The sequence below is a fragment of the uncultured Sphingorhabdus sp. genome, assembly GCF_937872355.1.
In the GTDB taxonomy this organism is placed as follows: domain Bacteria; phylum Pseudomonadota; class Alphaproteobacteria; order Sphingomonadales; family Sphingomonadaceae; genus Sphingorhabdus_B.
The window spans coordinates 12,798-27,529 of sequence record NZ_CALMSV010000125.1 but is presented as its reverse complement, the minus strand read 5'-3'; the positions used below and the strand labels follow the sequence as shown (position 1 = coordinate 27,529).

The following is a 14,732-nucleotide window of genomic DNA, read 5'->3' as shown; positions in this document are numbered from 1 at the left end:
TGACCAATAGTACTGAGCCAAATGTTCATTGAATTTCGTGTTATCCAGACCGAGAATAAGAGCGGGGCATCAGATAGAGCAGCAGAATGACCAACAAGCCACCATTGGAGGTTAAGGCTGAATGGACCGACGTGTTCGATATCGCGAAGACCAGCGGAATTAACATGGCGCTAACCTGTATTCTGTCGAGATCGCGACCAAGCGAATCCGCCAGCCAGCAAAAAAGCACCGCAGAAAACGAAGCCATACCGACGCCCCAAACTCCCATATTACCATAACCGTCGGCCCAGAGATTGCCATTGGCGTGATTCCCGGCAATCGAAAAAGACGAACCAACCAGTTCGGCAATCGGCAGGAAGTAGCGCGGCGTGAAAAACAGACGCCCGAAGCTGTCTTGATACAGGCCCTTGGGCGCGTCGGCGAAGAAAGAGAAATATTGGGCCGAAAGGAAGCCATTATTACCGATAAAGCGGAAGTGAATGACCCATGTCCCAAGCCCGCCAGTCACAAGGTCGTACAGTAATGGAATCAGACACAGCGACAATGCGACCAAAAGCAGTGCAATGCCGGACCGCTTAAGGCCGGCGGGGCGCAAAACCACGCAGATCATGACTGCGAAGATTGGGGTGAACAGATGGCTTCGAAATGACGTCAGCGCAAAACATGCAACTGCGAGTAGCAGGCCGACGCCAAGAAGCCACCATTGCCGCTTCATCAGGCCATATATCATCGTCAAAGGTGCAATCGCTGTCGCGGCCCAGTTGGCTGCAAAAAGCAGCGGCGACCTGCCGCCTCCGCCAACGATATCACCACGTCTTTCGTAAACCGAAGTCAAATCTAGCGAATCCGCTCTCACCTCGCCAACAGTGACAATTAAAAATATGAGAGCGATCGAACTTGCCGCCAGTATACCGATGAACCAGCCTTCCCTTATTGGAAGCTTACCAAATATGACAGTTCGAATCCCGCGGCGCAATTCGAGCAAAGCGAGTCCAAAAAGCGTCATCGTCAGGAAGCCCAATTGTCGCTCAAATGTCATCGGCGTTGCCATCACAAGATAGGCCGTCGTGGGAACGTAAACATAGAGATAAAGCTGGAAAACAATAAGATCCGAAGGCACTTCGAACTGCCTACGAAGCCATAGCAGCGGCACAAGGCAAAAACCGAGCGCAGCAAATTGGGCAAAGCCAGTGGTTGGATAGGATTCGAACCCGATTTGTCGGAGTGGCGCGACGTTGCCTATTATGTCTGTGTACAGATAGGTACACAGCCAGAAATAGCTGGCAATTAAGGCGGCAACAACAAACACATTGTCGAGCAAACCCAGAAAAGCGCGGATTGACACAGCTAGTCGACCGTCGATTTCAGTTGCCGACATTGCACGCGTTGCCATTACAAACCCCGATTTAACCACCGCCCTTGCGGCCAGTACTCGAACATTTCACGCAACGCCGTAGCGAAGGCAAATGATAAAACAAGAGCGGTGCTGACTGTCTTCCTTCCTTGCGTCATTTGCGACGCCGGGCGAGCGCTATAAGGCCAGAGTCGTTTCAGACCGAAAGGCGAAAATCGCCACAGCGTCAGTTGCGATCAAGGCGAAGCGACAGAACCTGGCCGCAAAAAACTCCAAATGAGCAGCGGCACATACACGAGATACGCAAGTGCGCTGCCCCAGGATATATACTCTACATAAGCCAACGACCCGGCGTGATTGTCTGTGGCTATACGATCTGCGAGAAATAGCAGCCCTATATAACTGAAATCAAAGCCTAGCTTTAAATCCGGGCGATGATTGACAATTAGCACCTGCGAAAGCGGTAACACGATAATCATAGCCATGAACCACGGGATGCAAGCGATCGCCATCTCACCCGAAGTACGCCATTCTGCGCCGAAGGCCGTTGAAAAAGCCCATGGTGCCAACAACCAGATCGCAAGTCCTCCAATTGCCGCTATCCCGGCAAGGGTTAGGCCGACACGAACGATTAGCGTTGTGGCATCGGCCTTTTCACGCCGCAAACCTATGAACTGCCCGATAAAAACGTCGCCAATGGCCTTTTGGATCAGCACCACAGGCGCAACCAGCATCATCGAAGTCATGTTGAAATGGCCGGCATCGGTCGCCCCGAATTGACCGATGACCAGCAACGCCGGCAAACCGACCGCAGTGGCACTGAGAATTGAAGAGGGTGTTCGGAACAGCAAAAAGCGCCGATAGCGCGCAAGGGTTGACAGAATCGACCCAACCGAAGCCGAGGTTGGTCGCCGCGTTGACTTCGTCCAGGATCGGACCATTCCCAGATTTGTCAAGGTTCGCGCCACAAGCTCTCCGCCAAAAAGTCCTGCAAACCCGAATCCCATGGCGCCAGCGGCCAGTTGCGCGCCCGCACGGGTCACGCCCAAATTCAGATAGCCCTTTGCGGTTGCAGAAAAATTCCGGACGCGCACAAGTTGGTTCTGCAAATGGCTCAGTATCACCAGCATCAAGACCACCGCTATCGCCAATCCGCTTGCATAGGGTGGTAGCCCACCTAGACCGAAGCGGTTTGTGTCGACGAAAAAGTCGGTCAGAACAATCATTCCCGGTGCTAAAACAACCGGCACGACAACTCCTGCGAGTGTCAGGCGAACAGCGTCTTCATCGTCGTCGCTTGCCAGTGCAGCATCGCTAAGGCCAAAAAGCAAAATTGCCGCCAGAATGTTGGCATAGGCAAGCAATGCCCCGGCATGACCGAACGCACTTTGATCATATAGTCTTGCCAGGATCGGCATTGTGACGACACTAGCGAGTTGACTTATAGCGGCGGCGCCCCCTACGCTCATTGCACTACGTGAGAAACTTCCACTGGCAAACAAGCGCTGCCAAAGAACAGACTTGGAGGCCGCCGAAGGTCTCATCTCTTTGCGAGCGCTTGCATATTGGCAAGCCAGATTGCGAACATAAAGATACGCCAAACTTGCTGCGCCGATTGTGGGCCGCCATTGAAAAAGCCCTGAACATACTCCGCCAAAGCCTCTTGGTGGAATTGCGGTACGCCTCGGAGTAGATCAAAATATTCCAGAAATGCAGCTTGGTTGGTGCGCAGCCACAGGCCGTCATCTGCTACGAAACCAATCTTGTCCCGGCGCGTACGAATTGGCTCCGGCAAAATGCCTTTCATCGCTTCGCGGAAAACAAATTTCCGATCCCCCCTAGGGGAAACGATATGATCGGCAGGCAAACTCAGAAGAAAGTCGGCGAAATCATGGGTCAGGAACGGTACGCGACTTTCAACCGAAAAAGCCATCGATGACCGATCTGCTATCCGCAACAGCGTGGGCAACGAGCTGCGTTCGACCGTGTCTATCAGGTGCGATCGCAAATCTGAATAATTGCCCAACATGTTTGCCGCCATCGTGTCTGCCGTAACATCATGCGCTGCAAACCAGTCAGCGTTCATGAAGCCGGGCATAAGTTCCCGGCCAACCAGCCTGCGGAATCGTGCTACCAAGCTGGAAGGCAATGCCGCCTGAGCAAATTGTGCGGCAAGCCGTGCCCGTGTTGTAGTGTTATCGCCAGCAGACCAGACTAGGCGAGCGGCTTGAAGTGCCCGTCCGTGCCGTAAAAGAGATGCGCCCTTGGTTGCAACATATGGCCAATAGCCTGCGAGGATCTCATCGGCGCCCTGGCCATCCAACGTCACTGGGACGCCCGCCTCTCCCGCCATCCGGAACACTCGATACTGGGCGTATATGCTGGCTGATCCGAAGGGCTCGCCCTGCAAACGAACCAAATCCTGCAGATCGGCAGCCAGATCTTCGGGCTCTGGCCTAACCTTATGTACCACCGCACCGATATGTGCGTTTACAATATCAACCCATCGTTCTTCGGAATGCTTTGAGTCAGCGGAGATAAAGCTGAACGTGTTCAATCGCATCGAAGGCTCAAGATAGTGTACCGCGCTGACAATCGCGCTGCTGTCGAGCCCGCCAGAAAGCGCCGCACCTACGGGTACATCGCTTCGCAAATGGAGGCGAATGTTCGCTAGAAACCGCTCGCGACATTCTGCAACCGAATCGGCTAGGCTGATTTGGCGCCCCTCTCTTTTGGGCGTCCAATAGCGTATGGGTTCGGACAAGGTACCGGTTTCAAAATCGAATTTGGCAACCGAGGCCGCGGGAAAACGACAGATGCCCTGTATCAGCGTTCCTTTTGCGTCTGACGCGGCTCCAAAGCGGAGATATTCTGCGGTCTGCGCCGGGTCGATGGAAAGCGGTACTTGCCCCGTCGATACTAATGGCGGAATTTCCGAACAAAAGAGCAGTTCGTTGTCGCCGAACGCATAGTGCAGTGGCTTTATACCGAAAGCGTCGCGCGCGATCCAAGCGCAGCCTTCAAGTCGATCTACTAGTACGAAGGCGAACATGCCGATCAAGCGAGCAAGAGCGGCCTCTCCCCACAACGCCCAACAGGCAATCAGCACTTCGGTATCGCTTGTTGTTCGGAACGACCATCCAGCCGCTCGACATTCCGACTGCAACTCCAGATAATTGTAAATTTCGCCATTATACGCTATGATATACCGCTCGTCGGCAGTCATCATAGGTTGGTCGGCTCGCGGATCTCGATCAATTATCGACAAACGCCGATGACCGAGCCACGCCCGACCAAGCCGCTTGTATTCCGGACCAGACAACAAGTTGACTCGTGCCACACCTTCACCGTCGGGCCCGCGATGAGCGATCATCGCAAGCTGTCGGTCGTAGCCACGTGTAATCGGTCCGTTAAGCGACAGTGAAGCGAATAAACCACACATAATTAATGCCTATAGCCGTGATGCAGGCGAAACCGTACTTTATTGGCAAGCGCAATCGCCCGCGCCAGAAGACTGGCGGATGCATTGCGCCAATTCGCAGCGCGGGCGACCAAGGCGCTCCTATTGTGGACTTGGCCGAGATAATCGAGCAATATCCAGTGTAATGTTTGATACGTCAGAGTGTTGGGATTTGCCGGCTGTCCTGCGGTTTGCCCGGATTCAAATTGATAGTCATAGGTCGTCCAGCCAGACAAATCCCAGCGGTCAATATGAATTTCGACCGCGTCCATCACGGCGTTCAACAGCTTTTCCGGTCTGGCAGTCTGGCTGAATCCAGATCGAACCAAATCACTCAGGCCAACAAGCGCATAGAGGCAGCCATTGAGGACATGGCGATACTGGCTGCGCGGATATTCTTCCAAAAACGGTAGCCCGTCTGGCAGGAGGTCCAGCAAACCGCCTTCAGCTACGCTGCGATCAAGCCAGTCCGCAGCCGCGTTGGCACAATCGGCATATTGTTGCGCCCCAGTCATGCGCTGAGCGCGTACAAGCACGGAAATACCTTCTCCCTGAGCTATGCAACTTAACCACCCCGGTGGCATGGCCACCAAGGGGAAGTCGTGGCGAAAGGCACATTCTTGCTGGCTGGCGAACCAATTTGCGCAGGCGAGAAATCGGTGCTGGGCTGTGGTGTCGCACTTCGCACGGTTCCAGTTCGCCAGACCATATGCAGCAATTCGCGAAGGCAGATAAGTCAGCGGAATAGCACCTGGAATTTCACGTAGAGGAATTCCGTTTTCGTCGAAAGGCGCAAAATATTGATCCGGCCGGTCCAGTTGATAGCCCCAGTCGAGCGGGTAAAGCCAGTTCTCAGCAGTCCAATCCGCAGCGGTACAATCACAACGGCCGGTGAGGTAAAATCCCAAATCACGAGCCACCAGGCCTAGTTCTTTCCTAGGCATTGGGGATCACCTTGGCTGCGATCTGCGCGTCATACATTGCCACAAGATTCTTCGCATCAACATCCCAATTGTACCCACCCAGTACAGCTTCCCGCCCTCGCGCGCCCATCGCTTGAGCCTCGTCCGGATTGTCCATAATCCATGTTATTGCATCGGCAATCGCTTGATAATCGCCCGGATCGACGCAGATCCCACATCCGATTTGTTCGATAAGTTGCCGCCAGATGGGGAAATTCGATACAATGATCGGCAATCCGGCGGACATGCACTCGAAAAATTTGTTCGGCTCAGACTCAATCACGTTCGGTGTCGGCTCATATAAAATCAAGCCACAGCGCGACTGGGCGAAAACACCGCCCACATCCTTGCGATCCACCCAGCCTACAAAATCCACATACGACCAACCAGCCAGGGATTTAGTACGCGCTTCGAGATCGGGATCGGGCCATACACCGCCAAGAGTAAGCCGCGCGCCCAGTCGATCAGGAAGGAGCGCAAAGGCGTTCACCATGGCGAGCGGCCCATTGAATGCGGCAAGCCCGCCAAGATATACCGCGCGCATCGGCCGATCAGCAAAATCGGGTATGTCCGTCGGAGCCATCTCCCCCAGAATCGGAGTGTTCCGGATCAATGTAACAAATTCGGTCGGGAAACGTGCTGCGATCGCAGATGTTGCAGCAGAGGCATGATCGAGCATCTTGCATGCGAGCCACTCGAACAGCCTTACGCCCAGTGAAATGGGCCACCGCGCCCATTTGGGCAGATAGGCTTTGTCGTGAAGATCCTTGGCGACATCTTCATGAACGTCGTAGATCACCACCGATGTGCCTATCAGTTTTAGAATCAGCCCGGCCCAGATCAGCTCGATATCATGAAAATGCACGACGTCGGCCCGCAACTGGCGAGCGACCATCGCTGCACGCCACACACCAACAGTGGTGCGCCGAATACGCCCTTCGATCAAACCAAGCGGAACAATTTTGACGTTTTCGCGCACCTCATCGGTTTCGCCTCGTTGTATCAGCGTCACGTCAAAGCCAGCTTTGGCTAAGGATACGCACTGCTTGTGAAATATTCGGGCATCAAAAGGGCGATGCACCGTGGTGATATGGACTACCTTTATTTCGCGCCGAGATGCTTGATTCATGAGCCTCCGCCATAGAGGGAGCCATCCTCCACTTTTGTGGCACCCGGCGGGATCGCCGGCTCCAGCGGTACCAACCGACGGCAAACTTCAATCAGTTCGCCATCCGCTGCATGGTCGCGCAATATTGCCACAACTCCATCCAGGGCTTTCTGCTTATTGATTATCGCCATTATCGTAAGGCCCACTATTCGGATATCCATCGCAAGCGACATATTGTCGATGTAAAACAGTCCCAGTCGGCTTTTCCATGGCCTGATCAAACGGTTATACTCAAGATCGGCATGGTTTGCGCCTGCCAGAATGTTGCCTTCGTCCGAAAACACGATCGACGCGAGGTCGGTTATACCGGGGCGTACTTCCAATAGACGCATTTCAGCGCTGGTGTACAAATCCGTACCCCAATTACGCACTTGAGGGCGAGGGCCCACGACGGACATTGATCCGATCAACACATTAAAAAACTGCGACAATTCATCAATTTTCCAGCGTCGAATGAAATGTCCAACCGCTGTAATACGTCGATCATCCGCCCCTGTGGAATTGACGCCGGTTTTGGAAGCGTTGGCCACCATTGAACGGATCTTCATCATCGTGAATTCGCCGCCGCCGCGCGCAACGCGCGGGGCGCGATATATTGGTGAACGAAAATCCTGAAGCCATACCGCAATCATCACACCGATCAGCAGAGGGCTGGTCAATATGAGGACCGATGCCGACATGAATAAGTCGAGGAAGCGTTTGAACATGTAGGAACGCATAGTTTTGGCCCCTATCGCGCCAACACGGCTCGCGCCGCTGCCGCAATCGCCACAGAATCCATATTATAAGCGGCCCGAAGATAATCCTGATCTCCAACGATCGTCGGATAGCAATCGGCAAGGCCGACCGTACGCCATCCAGTAGGCATCGCGCCTTCGGAAAGCAGCAATTCGGCAACTGCGCCGCCCAAACCACCTACAACATTATGCTCCTCGATCGTGACGATTGCGCCAGTCTCCCGCGCTGCGGCTACAAGTGGTGCGGCGTCCAGCGGCTTAAGCGTATGCACCGAAAGAATCCGCGCATTTATTCCTTCAGACTCCAGCTTCGCGGCTGCCTTCAAGACTTCCGACAATATTGCACCAATGGTGATCAGGGTTACATCATTGCCGTCGCGAACCTTGCGTACCTTGCCGAGAGTCACATCACCCTCGTCGACCGGCAAATTTGCTCGCCCTTTATCCAGACGCAAATATTTGGGCCCAGGCCGGGCTACCATCTGCCGGGTTAGCAACCGGGTTTCCCATGCGTCCGATGGGGCGACGACCGTCATGCCGGGCAACGCGCGCAAAATTGCTAAATCTTCGGTTGCAAAATGCGACATTCCGAGCTGCCCATAAGAAAAACCGCCGCCGACTGCGACAGCGGTAACATCGGCATCATGATAGCAAACATCATTGCGTAGCTGCTCAAGGCAACGCAAGGTTGTGAAGTTGGCGATCGAATAAGTGAAGACCTTATGGCCTTCCAACGCCAAACCGGCGGCGAGGCCTGTCATATTCTGTTCGGCCACACCTGCATTGATGAACTGATCGGGAAAGCGGTCAGCAAAGTCTGCAAGTACGCCAAAGCCAAGGTCACCCGTAATCAACATTACCGAGGGGTCAACCGCGGCAATTTCGCTCAACTCTGCGACAAAGGCGTCACGCATGCTCGTGCTCCCCGGCTGCGCGGCCAAGTTCGGCGCAGGCAGCTGAATATTCCTCGCCTTGTGGTGTACGGTAGTGCCACAGCACGGCATTCTCCATAAATGAAACACCCTTGCCCTTGGTCGTATGGCAAATCACAACCGAAGGTTGACCTCGTTCGCCCGCTTCCACGGCAAGAGCGGCCGAGAGCGCCGCATGATCATGACCGTCGACTTCGGCGACATGCCATCCGAACGCTCGCCACTTGTCAGCGAATGGCTCGAGAGCGAGCGTGTTAGCCACAGAATCGAGCGACTGTATCTTGTTGTAGTCCACAGCGACTATCAGATTGTCGAGTTTGTGATGCGCGGCAAACATGATGGCTTCCCAGTTGGAGCCCTCGTCACATTCGCCATCCGACAACACTACAAATACCCGGTTGGCTCGACCCGCCCGCTTTGCTGCGAGCGCCATGCCGGAGCCAACTCCCAGGCCGTGTCCTAATGAACCAGTTGAAAACTCGACGCCCGGCACGCCTTTGTGGCTGACATGGCCTGACAGCTTCGATCCATTCTGATAATGTGTTTTAAGTTGCTCGCGCGGTAGAAATCCCCGCTCCGCAAGCGCTGCATACACACCTGCACCGGCATGCCCTTTGGACAGGATGAACCGGTCGCGATCAATCCAGCGCGGATCGGCCGGATTGAGGTGCATGATGTCACCATAAAGCACAGCTAAAATGTCTGCCAGCGACAACACCGATCCAACATGCGAACTCTTTCCGAGATGCGTCATGTCAACAGCATGGCGACGAATGGCCAGTGCCATTGCACTGGTATCGATTGCGTTGGCCCGGGAGACAGAAGGCTGGGTCATAAAGGTGCCCTATCAGTCCAGGACGGCAAAGCCGATATAGGGATCAAACTCATGTCGCCGAACTTTCAGCGGCCGTTTTGCATGCGTTTCGAGCATTGCGAGCGTTTCCCCGGGCCAAAGTGGGTTGTCGAGTTCGTCGAAGGCGAGGATCGCGCCTTTGGGCATTCTTGGCAAGAAATGTTCGAGTGCAATCTTGGTCGGCTCATAAAGGTCGAAATCCAGGAACAGCAACGAAACCAAGATGTGGGGATTTTCCTCTATGAATGTCGGTATGGTTTTGGTGGCGTCACCACGTACGAGATGCACCTTGTCGACATGGCCCAGAAAGCGGGTTGAATCATAGTTGGCGATTAGCTGGGTCAGTTCGTCATGCACATCGGCTGCGAGATCGCCGACTTTCACATGTTGTGAGGATGCCGATCGATCCTTTTCGCTCACCCCTGGAAAACCTTCGAACGTATCAAAGCCGTAAATCCGCCGGGTGAGATTAACCGGCTCCATAATCGCAGAGAATTTGGCCCAGCTCATGATCCCGAAGCCATGATTGACCCCGCATTCGATTACCGATCCCTTTACGGGCAGCGTAAGTTTGAACAGTTCATAAAGTGCGAGGAATCTCGTAAGGTTTTGCCGCCGCACATATTTGGGAAAATTCTCCATCTTCGTTTCCCAGCTGGATGGATTGCCCTCAAACAGCGCGCGGTTGCGGGGAGCCTCCAGCTTCTCTTCTTGTGTGCGTAAGCCGCCGGCTACGGCGATTCCGTCGGTCGTCATGTTCAAACCTCTTTTATTAAATCAGGCGTAAAACGCACGGATATGTTCGATTACATAGTCGACATCGTCATCGCTCAGCATGTGGTGCATCGGCAACATCATATAGCGGCGCGACATTTCCTCTGCATAGGGGGCGCTGCATCGAAGTCCAAGATCCTCAAACTGGTGAATCATGTGCCCGCCCCATTGCAAAATCGTTCCGATTCCGTTCGCACTGAGATGTTCGCGCAACGCGTCACGATCATTGGCCTGGATTTCGTAGTTCTGAAAAATATCAAATCGTAGATTGTCGCTGTCTGGTGCAGGTGGCAGCAAAAGCTGGGCTATGTCGGATAGCCCTGCCTGATATCTCGAAGCGATCGCCCGTCGACGGGTAATCGCCTCGTCATAATGTGCCAGCTTCACTCTAAGTATTGCGGCCTGAATATTGTCCAATCGACCATTGTGGCCAAACCGCTTAACCTTGCCATCCGCGCCCCGGCCATGATCGCGCAGCTCCCTTATTTCCTTGGCCGCATCGTCGTCATTGGTAACTATGGCACCGCCATCACCAAAACAACCAAGCGTCTTCGCCGGATAGAAACTGTAAGATCCTGCAACGCCGAACAGGCCAGCTGGCGTATCGCGGAACTTCGCTCCCATAGCCTGGCAGCTGTCTTCAACAATTTTCAGATTATGCTGTTTCGCTAGCGCGCCAATCGCGTCCATATCAGACGTCCGCCCGTTGAGCTGCGTCGGCATGATAGCGCGTGTCTTGTCGGTCACCAAGGTAGCAGCACTAGCCGTGTCCATCATAGCGTCAGGAAGGCAATCACATACGACCGGGATAGCTCCGACGTGGTGCACTGCGGCCGCCGTAGCGATAAATGTATGCGAAGAAACGATCACTTCGTCACCGGATCCGATGCCGGCCGCTCGCAGCGACAATGTCAACGCGACCGTGCCGTCGGCCACGCCAATTGCGTGACGGCAGCCCAGGTACGCCGCAAGTTCCTCTTCAAACGACAGCAAATCCTTTTGCATGATGAAGGCACCGCGCGCCATCACGTCATGCATGGTGGCCATATAAGTCTCCGACCGTTCCGCGAACATTGCGGGATAGTTGAAGAATGGTACAGATCTAGCCGATGTCATCTTTACCTCGATCAAATAATTAGGAATGTTCAGTGATGGCGTAATAACCGAGCGGCGTAAGGCCAAACCGCGGAACTTTCTTACCGCGCCCAACCAGCGAAAAACCTGCTTTCCGGATCACTGCGATGGATGCAGTATTTGCGTCTTCGGTCAAATACCAGAAAGTCCGGCCAGAATGCCCGAGCGTGGCGATTGTTTCGTCGATCGCGCGGACTGCCAAACCGCGACCCCGGTGCGCAGGGGACGTTTCTGTAGCGCCGATTTGCAGGTCATCAAGCCCCATAAAGGGGAACCGAGCAAATCGAGGCATAATAAGCGAACTGTGCGCAATCGAACCGTCGGGCGCCGAAAGGTGGACCATGGAATAAGAGAGGGTCTCGAATAAGCCTGCCGAATGCATGAAGCTATAGGACAATATACGCGGATCGCGGCGCCCTGGAGGGAAGGGTCGCGACAACGAGGGCCGCCAGAAATCAAGATGATATTCGGGCGTTTGCGCGCGCATGTCGCGCAGCCGCTCGGCACCCGACCAATCGCCACCTGCCAGTGCAAAGAACAGAACCGGTTGTGCCACGGATCAGCTCAACTTCTCTCGCAGCGTTGACCAATGGGCGTCGCGTTCGACATCGAAGATCTGGAGCTCGGATTCAAAATCACCGACTGGTACAGCCGACCAAGCCCATGGGCGAATTCGGATCGGTGGCGTGTCCTCTCCGATTTCAACCTTGTCTACCCAACCCTTGTCACCTTCGGCGGCGCTGTCATCCTGAACGACCGAAAATGTTATAGCTGGAACTTTTCGCCGCAGCTTTTCTCCAAGATATGCGGCGTAATTTTGATCAGATGTGGCCAAACCGTCCGCAATCTCGGCCAGCGCACCGATCTGCGTGATGACGTTTTCGTTCAAAGGATTAAAACCGGCGGTGCCGGGATGAACCCATAAAGTTGCACGAGCGCCCAGCCGACGACAAAGATCGAGCATAGTGCTTGCGTTGGACAAGGATCGGGTAATGTCGAGCACGAGCGCTTGTGCGCCTGCGTCCTTTTGCCGCGTGCAGAGCCGGGCAAAGGCGTCCAACGACAGGGAAGAAGCATCCGCTGCGCGTGGAAGCTGCTCAAAACGCGCTACGGGGTGCCAGGGTCCTTCGCCGCCCAGCGACGGGGCCGATAGAAAGGCAGAGACTGCGTCAACAATTTGTGAACCGGCATCGCCGCTGCCAAAATTGTGTTCAACCAATGCGGTCACATCTTCGTGCCGGTTGAAACTGCGAAGCGCCTCAGCAATTCGTTCGCCGCTCTGCCCTGTCATAACGGCAAGGCCAGCCTCAACTGCTTCAATCCAGGCGCTGCTTTCGAGCGGTACAATTGCCGCTTTTCCTGCAAAAAAGGCTTCACGACCGACGCCTCCGGAATCGGTGACGGCAACCGCGCATTGACGCAGCAAAGATTGGAAGTCGAAATAGCCCAAGGGATCGACAAGCCGCAAATTTCCTTTGGGTGCCCAGGCCCAATCGTTCAGGCGGTGCATCAACCTTGGATGCGCAGGCAAAAGAGCAGGCAACGGACCTTGATCCAGCGCCTCCAAAATGTCGAGGCATGTGTCTTTGACATCGGTGTTTTCCGCACGATGTATTGTACAAAGTGCATAGCCGTCAGCTTCGAGACCAAAATCGTCCGGTTGTTTCGCAGGCATCGTTTCGAGCAACTCGCCCGAAAGCTTGAATATATCGTACATAGGATCGCCGACAAACTGCACACGATCAGGCCCAAATCCCTCGCGGGCAAGATAGCGCACGGCCTTGCGCGAACTTGCAAGGCACAGCGAAGACAGATGGTCGGTTACAACGCGGTTCACTTCTTCAGGCATTGCCGAGCGACGGTACAGCCGCTCACCACCTTCAACATGAATCAACGGAATATCAAGGTGACCAGCGCAAATTGCACCCGCAATTGTGGAATTGGTGTCCCCATAGACAAGAAGCGCGTTGGGTCGTTCAACCTCGATTATCTCGCGTAAGGGATAGCATTTTGCAAATCTAATCGAAGATGTGGCCCGAGCCGATACCCAAAGCATAGTCAGGCGCTTCGATCTCGAGTTCGGTAAAAAACACGTCGGACAGCATTTCATCATAGTGCTGACCTGTATTGACGACAATGCTGCGCCACGGCGCATCTGCACCCAATTCACGCAACCGGCGAGCAGTGACGCCAAGTTTGATAAACTGCGGCCGGTTGCCGACAATCGTCAAGACTTTCACGCTGCGACGTCCCGAACTGCCGATGACAGCGCCTCGACAATGCGAATCTGGTCTGTTTCGGCCAAATAGGGATGCATCGGCAAGCTCATGACCTGCGCGGCGGCGGCCTCACTCTCGGGACAGCCCGCATCTGCCACTTTGCTTCCTGCAAACACTTCTTGGCGGTGAAGGGCGCAAGGGTAATGGACTGCCGTCGGTATGCCTACTTGATGCAACAAAGCTATTATCCGATCGCGATCGGGCACGCGGACGGTATATTGCGCATAAACGCTCGTATATCCTTCCGGTATGTGTGGCGCACGGATGTCGTGTCGGCCAAAATCGGCGCATGCGATCAATCGATCATAGCGCGACGCAACCTCAGCACGCAGCGACACTTCTTCATCAAATATGGGTAGCTTCGCTAGCAATATAGCAGCTTGTAGTGTGTCCAGTCGTCCGTTGACGCCGATGCGGTCGTGATAATAGCGCTGACGCTGGCCATGGATCCGGATGCTGCGGATACGAGCCGCAAGTTCGGGATCATTGGTGAAGCAGGCACCGCCATCTCCATAGCCGCCCAATGGCTTCGACGGGAAAAAGCTTGTTGTGGCTATCGTTCCCAACGAGCATGCCCGGCGATCTTTATAGGTTGCGCCCATGCTCTGTGCCGCATCTTCGATGACCGGAATGCCATGTTGTGCAGCCACCTCAACAATCGCATCGATATCCGAGACGAGGCCGTACAGATCGACGGGAATAATCGCCTTTGTCCGCGGTGTAATTGCCCGTGCAATCTGCTCTGCAGTGCAATTATATGTTAGCGGATCAATGTCGACAAAAACTGGCACGGCGCGCAATAGGGCGATGACTTCGGCAGCAGCTATGAAACTGAACGCAGATGTAATGATTTCATCGCCAGGCTCGATATCAAGCGCCATCAACGCAATCTGAATGGCATCAGTGCCGTTAGCGATTCCGATGCAATGGTCAACGCCGACATAGGCAGCGAGCGCTGCTTCCAGTTCAGCGACCTCAGGCCCCATAATATATTGCCCGTGGTCAAGAACCTTATCGATCCGCAGTCGCAAATCATCGCGGATCCGCGCCTGCTGAGCCTTTAGGTCTATAAACTGCAT

14 protein-coding genes are annotated in these 14,732 nt (G+C 54.4%); all 14 read right to left on the bottom strand.

Going from position 1 to position 14,732, the window contains the following annotated elements:
• Positions 1-40 precede the first annotated feature (40 nt).
• A complete protein-coding gene (locus tag Q0239_RS07880; RefSeq protein WP_298600832.1) occupies positions 41-1,393 on the bottom strand; it encodes a hypothetical protein in 1,353 nt (450 codons plus the stop codon).
• Between the two features lie 197 nt (positions 1,394-1,590).
• The gene (locus Q0239_RS07875) at positions 1,591-2,898 is read right to left on the bottom strand and encodes a lipopolysaccharide biosynthesis protein (RefSeq protein WP_298600829.1); all 1,308 of its coding nucleotides are present in this window, start codon (positions 2,896-2,898) and stop codon (positions 1,591-1,593) included.
• Positions 2,895-4,796: an asparagine synthase (glutamine-hydrolyzing) gene (gene asnB, locus Q0239_RS07870; protein WP_298600826.1), complete on the bottom strand. Its 1,902-nt coding sequence runs from the start codon at positions 4,794-4,796 to the stop codon at positions 2,895-2,897. The genes Q0239_RS07875 and asnB overlap by 4 nt, the downstream gene beginning before the upstream one ends.
• Positions 4,797-4,798: 2 nt before the next feature.
• Positions 4,799-5,758 carry a D-glucuronyl C5-epimerase family protein gene (locus Q0239_RS07865; protein WP_298600823.1) on the bottom strand — a complete coding sequence of 320 codons (960 nt, stop codon included), beginning with the start codon at positions 5,756-5,758 and terminating at the stop codon, positions 4,799-4,801.
• Positions 5,751-6,905 (bottom strand): glycosyltransferase family 4 protein, encoded by a 1,155-nt coding sequence (locus Q0239_RS07860; RefSeq protein ID WP_298600820.1) that lies wholly within the window; start codon positions 6,903-6,905, stop codon positions 5,751-5,753. Before Q0239_RS07860 ends, Q0239_RS07865 begins: the two co-directional genes overlap by 8 nt.
• Positions 6,902-7,663, bottom strand: coding sequence for a sugar transferase (locus tag Q0239_RS07855; RefSeq protein ID WP_298600817.1), 762 nt, complete (start codon positions 7,661-7,663; stop codon positions 6,902-6,904). The genes Q0239_RS07860 and Q0239_RS07855 overlap by 4 nt, the downstream gene beginning before the upstream one ends.
• An 11-nt stretch (positions 7,664-7,674) precedes the next feature.
• The gene (locus Q0239_RS07850) at positions 7,675-8,595 is read right to left on the bottom strand and encodes a transketolase C-terminal domain-containing protein (RefSeq protein ID WP_298600814.1); all 921 of its coding nucleotides are present in this window, start codon (positions 8,593-8,595) and stop codon (positions 7,675-7,677) included.
• The gene (locus Q0239_RS07845; RefSeq protein WP_298600811.1) at positions 8,588-9,448 is read right to left on the bottom strand and encodes a transketolase; all 861 of its coding nucleotides are present in this window, start codon (positions 9,446-9,448) and stop codon (positions 8,588-8,590) included. The genes Q0239_RS07850 and Q0239_RS07845 overlap by 8 nt, the downstream gene beginning before the upstream one ends.
• A 12-nt stretch (positions 9,449-9,460) precedes the next feature.
• Positions 9,461-10,222: a class I SAM-dependent methyltransferase gene (locus Q0239_RS07840; protein WP_298600808.1), complete on the bottom strand. Its 762-nt coding sequence runs from the start codon at positions 10,220-10,222 to the stop codon at positions 9,461-9,463.
• A gap of 21 nt (positions 10,223-10,243) precedes the next feature.
• On the bottom strand, positions 10,244-11,287 hold the full coding sequence (locus Q0239_RS07835) for a DegT/DnrJ/EryC1/StrS aminotransferase family protein (protein WP_298600805.1): 1,044 nt from the start codon (positions 11,285-11,287) through the stop codon (positions 10,244-10,246).
• Between the two features lie 88 nt (positions 11,288-11,375).
• Positions 11,376-11,930: a GNAT family N-acetyltransferase gene (locus tag Q0239_RS07830; RefSeq protein ID WP_298600802.1), complete on the bottom strand. Its 555-nt coding sequence runs from the start codon at positions 11,928-11,930 to the stop codon at positions 11,376-11,378.
• A 3-nt stretch (positions 11,931-11,933) separates the two neighbouring features.
• Positions 11,934-13,430, bottom strand: coding sequence for a UDP-N-acetylglucosamine 2-epimerase (locus Q0239_RS07825; protein WP_298600799.1), 1,497 nt, complete (start codon positions 13,428-13,430; stop codon positions 11,934-11,936).
• On the bottom strand, positions 13,393-13,614 hold the full coding sequence (locus tag Q0239_RS07820; RefSeq protein ID WP_298600796.1) for a hypothetical protein: 222 nt from the start codon (positions 13,612-13,614) through the stop codon (positions 13,393-13,395). Before Q0239_RS07820 ends, Q0239_RS07825 begins: the two co-directional genes overlap by 38 nt.
• Positions 13,611-14,732, bottom strand: a complete 1,122-nt coding sequence (locus Q0239_RS07815) for a DegT/DnrJ/EryC1/StrS aminotransferase family protein (protein ID WP_298600793.1) — start codon at positions 14,730-14,732, stop codon at positions 13,611-13,613. The genes Q0239_RS07820 and Q0239_RS07815 overlap by 4 nt, the downstream gene beginning before the upstream one ends.